Below are 7,531 nucleotides of genomic sequence, written 5' to 3'. Positions count from 1 at the left end.
GGCGTTCGTGGCTTTTTTTTTCGTTCAGTCTATTTTGAAGCTTCTTCTAATAATGTTTTTGCTTTTTCAGCATCCGCTTCGACTTTATTCCCTGTATCTACTAATGGGCTTAGTGGTGATACAGCGTTCATTTTATTGCCTTTGTAGAAGTCGATAATGGCATTTTGGTCTACTGAGTAAAGGACAGCTTGGCGTAATTTCGTGTTTTTCGCGATATCCGCATCATTCATATTGAATGCTAAGTACGTTACACCATTACTTTTATTTTTTTGTAATGTTAATTTCTTATCTTTTTCAACTAGCTCATATTTCGTTTCAGGCACACCATTTAAAATGTGGATGTCACCGTTACGTAATGAAGATAGGGCACTGTCTGGATCTGCGATAAATTTAACAGATACATTTTTGATTTTTGGTTCATAATCTGAGCCAGTGCGGTAAGCGGGGTTTTTCTCGAATTTTGCTTCGTAGTCATCTTTTGTTGTTAGGATGTATGGACCACTTGCATATAATTCATTGTTGTATGCTTTACCATCTGTAATTGTTGCCGCATCACCGTATGATACGTCTTTGTCTGCATCGTATTTTGCAACATCATACGTGTTGATTTTGTTTACTTGTTTTTCAGAAACGATACCTGCAGATTGGTGTGCAAGGTAGTTTAATACTTGTGGGAAAGCTTCTGTTGTTGTTACTTTTACCACTTGGTATTTACCCGCTTTATTATCAACTGCTTTTTTATCTGCTTCTAATGATTTGATTTTTGAATCAACACCGTCTTCTAATGCTTCACGGATTGATTTGCCATCTGCTGTTTTTGCATCTAATTCTTTTGTATCTGTAACGATTTCAATGTCTTTCATGTTTTCATGTAAGCTGTATGTGCGGTGGTCCGGTACAGATTTTGGATCTTTCGCGCGGTCTAATGAGAATTTAACATCCTCTGCACCAACGCGCTCGCCTGTATCAACTGCTTTTTTTATCTGTTACTTTCGCAAAGTTGATGTCATCGCGTAATAGGAAGTAGTAGTTTTTATTATCTTCAGCTGAAGCATAGTTATAAGATAGTGAGCCATCTGCTACCACTTCATCATCATCTGTTAGGTTCACTAAACGAACGTACATATTTGTATTTAATGTGTTGATTGAACCATCATTCCCTTTGATAGGGTCTAATGATGTTAATTCACCGATTGCTTGCTGTGTTACAAGTGGGTCTTTGGCATTTTTTGCTTTGTCTTTGAATGAAACATTTTCCCATACGGCTGCACGTGATTTAGGTAGGCGCACTGTGCTTTCATCAATGACATCTGAGTTTACGCCTTGTGCTTTATAAGATGTGTAAAGTGGTACGATGTATGCTTCGTCAAATACAAGACGTTGCTCTAAATCTTTATAAGTTGCTGTGTAGTCATCTTTTGTTTGTGTGCTTGCTTTGTTGATTAAATCATCAAGCTCTGAATCTTTAACGATGCTGTTGTCACCATCTGATGTGAAAAGTGAGCGAACCGCATAGTCTGGGTTCCCTGTTACAGTTGTCCAGCTTGAAAGAGCGATGTCATAGTTTCCGGCATCTTTTTGAGAAGTGAAGCTACCGTAATCTGGTTGGATATTTAATTTTACGTCAAAGCCATTTTTTGATAATTGGTCACGTAAAATATTTAAATCATCTTCATTTGAGCTCATGCTTAAAATTTCAATTTCCTGTGCTTTTGTTGTTTTCTTTGATGAATCATCATCCGATTTTTCGACATCGGATTTTGTACTTAAATTACAAGCTGCTAGCACTAATGTTAAGGCTGCAACAAGCAATAAAAAGATTTTCTTCATGTGAATCCCTCCAAGTAAGTTAGTCAAGCTTTGGATCAAAGGCATCGCGTAGTGCATCGCCTAAGAAGTTAAATGATAAAACTAATAAAATAATCGCAATCCCTGGGAAAATCGCCAAGTATGGATTGGTTTCAAGATACATGCTACCAACTTTTAAAATATTGCCCCATTCCGGAATATGTGGGCCAACGCCAAGTCCTAAGAAGCTAAGACTACTTGTGGCAATCACAGCGCCACCAATTGTTAGTGTCGCTTTGACAATCATTGGTGCAAAGGCATTTGGCACGATTTGCTTAAAGATAATCGCTAAATCATTTTCACCAAGTGCACGCGAAGCCTCGACATATTCCAGATTAGAAATCATCATGACATTAGCACGCATTGTTCGGGCATAGGTTGGAATCGAACCGACACTTAGCGCAATGATTAAGTTGGTCGTATTCGCACCAAATGCCGCGATAATCGCGATAGCTAGTAGCACACCTGGAATCGCATATAAAATATCTAATAGACGCATGATGATATTGTCTACATATTTTGTATAGTAGCCAGATAGCGCACCTAGCACGCCGCCAATGATAAGCGGAATGAGTGTTGACAGCACACCAACAAGTAATGAGATGCGGGCGCCGTAGACGATACGTGAATACACATCACGACCGAAGTTGTCTGTGCCAAATGGATAGGCAAGGGACGCACCCTGTAGCATATTTGAATAATCATTGCTTACCGCAAAGTCATACTCAAATGTCCAATAGCTCATAATCGAAATAGCGAATGTGAAGAAGATGAAGAGCATCCCAATCATCGCGGTAAAGTTTTTTGTGATTTTCAACCATACCGTATTCCATTTCGCAATTGTTGATGGGTGACGATTTGTTGATTTTAGCAGCAGGCTTATGCCAAGAATGAAGTGAAATAAATTCCCTGATACGAGGCACAGTAGCGCTACAATCCCCAATGTGAATTTTGTTTTGACCTTTGTATTTTCGCGGTATAGCAGGATGACGAAAAGTAGGTCAATGATGAAAATAATGATGAGTAAGCCCATGCCAATTAAAAATGTATTCGACACATATGGTTTAAAGACATTGACTGCTGATAAAACGATTAAGAAGAACGTCGTAATCAGCGAGTAATAGGCAAGCGTATACTCAATCGAACTTTTCTTGCGAAGTAGTGCAAAGGCATTGGTGACGGTGAAAACATTGCCGAACACAAGGCCAATTAATTGAATACTACTAAGCATGCGGGTCGATTTTTGAATCGCACCGTGTGTTGTTAAATCCTTTTTGACGCGCATGACAATGAGCCATTGTAGAAGTGTCGTCACGACAAATCCGATGGTCAGATATAGCCAAATCACGCTCGTCGTATGCTGAATCAAGTTGAAGGCGAAAACAAGCGCCAGTACGAGTGATAGTACGAAGGCGAAGTTTGCTTGCTTATAAACTTGAGACTGCTTTAGGGCAAAGGTTGAATAATTGCTCAAGTGACTCACTTCCTACGAATTTTTCATTTTTGATCGAACACGTGGGTTTAAGAGGGCGTATAAAATATCGATGATTAGATTGACAAGCGAAATCGTAATCGCAATATAGACAACCCCACCCATAATTGCCGGAATATCCGGAATAAATTGCTTGTCTACAATGTAGCTACCAAGACCACTAATATTGAAGACTTTCTCTGTTACCGCCGCACCACCAAGCATGGCACCAAATTGTAGGCCAATGACCGTAATAATTGGAATCATGGCATTGCGTAGTGCGTGGTTGAAGAAAATTGTCATGGAGCCGAGGCCCTTTGCTTTCGCTGTAATCATATAATCCTCATTGATGACCTCTAAAATTGACGAACGCGTCATCCGCGCAACAGCCGCTGTAAGCCCTGTCCCTAGTACAATGACCGGCATAATAATCGAGCTATATTGCTCAGGTGAATAGGTAGCAGGCAGCCACTGAAGCTTAATTGAGAATTCTAAAATCATAATCAGACCTTGCCAGAAGCTTGGAATTGACAGCCCGATTAAGGCGATGAACATTAGGGCGTAATCCCAGAATGTATTCATTTTTGCCGCTGACAGCATGCCGATTGGAATCGCCACGATAATTGTCAGTAGTAAGGACAGCACCGCAATTTTCAGTGTTACGGGGAATTTATTCGCGATGCTTTCAGAAACATCTTCCTTCCCAGTAAAGGATTTACCTAAGTCAAAGGTGAAAATCCCTTGCACACTTTCCTTTAACTGCACGCCGTATGATTCATTTAAACCATGCTGTTCATTAAAGGCTTCCTTCTGCTCAGTCGTCGCTGATTCCCCTAAAATATTCGCGGCAGGGTCCATTGGTGAGAAATACAAAATTGTAAACACCAGAATCGACACCCCAACAACGACGAAGATGCTTAATACGAGACGATCCACGATATAGCGGCTAAAAGCATTGCCATACACCCAAAGGAAGGCGTACATCACAATTCCGAAAATAAACGTGCCATAAAAATAGGATTTTTTCGAAATTTGCTGAGCGAAAAATTCACGATAAGACGTAAGCTTGTTATCAGCATGTTCTAAATTCGCATTTTTTTCTAAATATTGCGTCGCTAATTGGGTCGCCGTATGATGGATTTCTTGTTCATTAATACTTTCATTAAAATAGTTTTTTTCTGCCCGAATCTGGCGACTATACTTGGCAATCAGTTCGTCTAGCTGATGCTGTTCTAGCTGCTTTTGACCCTTTGTAGAGGCTTCGTTGCTACGTTTCTTCGCCGCTTGATAAAGAAAAAACGTGATGAGATGTAGCGGGAACCCTAATATAAATAGTAAAATTCGATAGAAAAATACATTGGAAAGTTTTCTGAATGTGTACGCAAACTTAGACACTTCAGAAGGTTTATTCATTCTTTTCCCTCCAAACTCAACAAAACCTAGTTATTTACTATACATTTGTAGTATAATGAACGTAAAATTACAAGTCAACCTAATTTACCCAAAAAAGGAGAAGTTGTTTATTATGACTAAGTTATTAGAAATAAAGGATTTGCGCGTTTCCTTCGTTTCCAATGATCGTGAATTCGAAGCAGTGAAAGGTGTATCATTTAGTTTAAATAAAGGTGAAACCCTTGGTATCGTTGGGGAATCGGGCTCGGGTAAGAGTGTGACCGCACGCTCGATTATGCGTTTACTGCCTTCTCCACCAAGTCTTCTAAAGGGCGGTTCTATTCAATTTTTAGGACAGGAACTAACAAATAAAAGTGATAAAGAAATGGAGAAAATTCGTGGGAAGGAAATCAGTATGATCTTCCAGGACCCGATGACCTCGCTTAATCCGACCATTAAAGTTGGTGTGCAAATTGCAGAAGGTATCCGAAAGCACCGTGATGTGACGAAGGAGCAGGCGAAGTGCGAAACAATTGAACTTTTAGAGCTTGTGGGCATTAAGGATGCGGAAAATCGCTTTAAACAATATGCACATGAGTTTTCAGGTGGAATGCGTCAGCGTGTCATGATTGCGATGGCCCTTGCTTGTCAGCCGGAGCTTTTAATTGCCGATGAGCCGACGACTGCACTTGATGTGACGATTCAGGCGCAGATTTTACGTTTAATGAAGCAGATGCAGCAAAAATTTGAGACATCGATTATTTTAATTACGCATGATTTGGGTGTAGTTGCAGGGATGTGTGACAAGGTTATTGTCATGAAAGAGGGCGAAATTGTCGAGGCGAATACGACGGAGGAGATTTTCAAAAATCCACAGCATCCGTATACAAAACGCCTGTTAAATGCTTTACCAAAGCTGCATGAAAAGAAAAAAATTAAGCCGGCACCTGAGCTACCTGCAGACATGGACCCATCTGTGCCGCTTCTTGAGGTACAGTCACTCAAGCAGTATTTCACGGTCGAAAAGGGCCAGCAATTTAAGGCTGTTGATAATATTAGCTTTGCGATTCAGCCTGGCGAGACACTGGGCCTTGTAGGGGAATCAGGCTCAGGGAAAACGACGACGGGGCGCTCGATTTTACAGCTAAATACGCCGACAGATGGCGATATTTTATATAAAGGGATGGCGGTAAATCGCCTATCACGTAAAAAGTTAAAAACGCTTCGTAAGGAAATGCAAATTATTTTCCAGGACCCGTATTCGTCACTCAATCCACGCATGAAGGTGCTTGATATTATCGGCAAGCCACTCGATTTGCATAAGCTAGTGAAAACGAAGGCAGAGCGTACACAGCGCGTCGAGGAATTACTCGAGCTTGTCGGTCTTGAGAAGGAACATGCGATGCGCTATCCACATGAATTTTCAGGTGGTCAGCGCCAGCGTATCGGGATTGCGCGCGCCTTAGCGGTAAATCCAAAATTTATTATTTGTGATGAGCCGTTATCCGCACTTGATGTGTCGGTGCAGTCGCAAATCGTGCGCCTACTAGAGGATCTACAGCAAAAGCTTGGTCTGACGTATTTATTCATTGCCCATGACTTATCAATGGTGAAGCATATTTGTGACCGCGTCGCTGTGATGAATAATGGTAAAATCGTCGAGCTAGCCGAAAGCGAGGAGCTGTATACAAATCCACAGCACCCGTACACACAATCACTCATTGCTGCTGTCCCAATACCAGACCCGGCGATTGAAGCACAAAAAATGAAGAAAAACATCGATGCCGGAATCCAAAAATATGACTTCACGAATACAGAGCTCGTAGAAGTAACACCCGGTCACTTTGTGGCACAGGAAGTTGGCTAAGAAGAACCCACTCGAACAACTACGTTTGAGTGGGTTTTTCGCTGTAGTATGGCATAATAGAGTAACGAAAATGAAAGCAGGGTACAAAAATGGCCGTTTATCATGATTTTTTATTTGTAGACGAGAAAAATGACCGATTAATTGAAGAAATTAATTTGGAAGAGGATTTTTACGATTATATTAATGAAAATATCGAGTGTGATAGTGACAGCTATCTGTATAATTTAGTACCCATAATTAATTCTAGTTATGTTGAAAAGCCTTATGGGAATATTATACCGAAGGAGAAAGGCCTTACTTATACGGGGATTTGTGTGATTAATCACTATGGCTTTGATTGTTTAACAAAGATGTTTTTAGAATGGATCGCTGTATTAGAAAAATTAGATGGTGAATATTATTATCCAGATTTAATCGGTTTAACGGAAGCTGAATTAGCTAACATGTCCGTTGATGAATTAGAAGAATTAAAAGAAGAGTACTTTGTGAAGTCTGAAGTAATGAAAAAATTACAAACATGTGTGAATTATTTAGCTACGTTCAATTCCCCTGATTATGTTGTGCATTATCAAGGGATTTAACGGAAGGTGAAAGTACAATGACTTTTTGTTTGGCTTTAAATGGAATTTTATTCAATATACATATACAATAGCATTTTAAGAATGGAAGAAAGGAGGCCGTTTTTGCTGAGAATGATAATGTGATAGGTTATAAATTTTCTTTTGAAATCAATATTTTAATACATAAAGGGTGGTTATTACATTGGATTATTTAAAAATGTTTGTTATATATTTGATTGTTGCGTTTCTGTTAGCCTATTTTGCCTTTAATAATAATGTGAATTTTTCTCTTTTAATTGCTGTATCAGGCGCTCTTGTATTTTTAATTATTTCATTTATTTTTGATAAAGTAAGAGCTGCTAAATAAACGAGCTACCTAGCTGATTTTATAAA

Annotated in this window: 5 protein-coding genes and 1 pseudogene; 3 read left to right on the top strand and 3 right to left on the bottom strand. The window is 39.6% G+C overall.

All coding sequences use genetic code 11. The features are described from left to right. Positions 1-29: 29 nt before the first annotated feature. The 3 genes and pseudogenes from KTHG_RS14165 to KTHG_RS14155 all read right to left on the bottom strand — a co-directional run bounded on the left by KTHG_RS14165 (position 30) and on the right by KTHG_RS14155 (position 4,732). Positions 30-1,830 (bottom strand): annotated as a pseudogene (locus tag KTHG_RS14165) (ABC transporter substrate-binding protein). 19 nt (positions 1,831-1,849) lie between these two features. Next, positions 1,850-3,322 carry an ABC transporter permease gene (locus KTHG_RS14160; protein WP_139994508.1) on the bottom strand — a complete coding sequence of 491 codons (1,473 nt, stop codon included), beginning with the start codon at positions 3,320-3,322 and terminating at the stop codon, positions 1,850-1,852. Positions 3,323-3,334: 12 nt separating this feature from the next. Beyond that, a complete protein-coding gene (locus KTHG_RS14155; protein WP_186439624.1) occupies positions 3,335-4,732 on the bottom strand; it encodes an ABC transporter permease in 1,398 nt (465 codons plus the stop codon). A gap of 112 nt (positions 4,733-4,844) precedes the next feature. Between KTHG_RS14155 and KTHG_RS14150 the strand changes: the two genes are divergently transcribed. The 3 genes from KTHG_RS14150 to KTHG_RS21365 all read left to right on the top strand — a co-directional run bounded on the left by KTHG_RS14150 (position 4,845) and on the right by KTHG_RS21365 (position 7,505). Further along, a complete protein-coding gene (locus KTHG_RS14150) occupies positions 4,845-6,578 on the top strand; it encodes an ABC transporter ATP-binding protein (RefSeq protein WP_139994506.1) in 1,734 nt (577 codons plus the stop codon). 89 nt (positions 6,579-6,667) lie between these two features. Continuing rightward, the gene (locus KTHG_RS14145) at positions 6,668-7,159 is read left to right on the top strand and encodes a hypothetical protein (protein WP_139994504.1); all 492 of its coding nucleotides are present in this window, start codon (positions 6,668-6,670) and stop codon (positions 7,157-7,159) included. A 181-nt stretch (positions 7,160-7,340) separates the two neighbouring features. Further along, entirely contained in the window at positions 7,341-7,505 is a 165-nt protein-coding gene (locus KTHG_RS21365; protein ID WP_186439623.1) for a hypothetical protein, read from the top strand. The last annotated feature ends 26 nt before the right edge of the window (positions 7,506-7,531 follow it).

The sequence above is a fragment of the Kurthia sp. Dielmo genome (assembly GCF_000307285.2).
In the GTDB taxonomy this organism is placed as follows: Bacteria; Bacillota; Bacilli; order Bacillales_A; family Planococcaceae; genus Kurthia; species Kurthia populi.
Note: the sequence above shows the minus strand (reverse complement) of the source record. Positions and strands in the feature narration are given on the sequence as shown.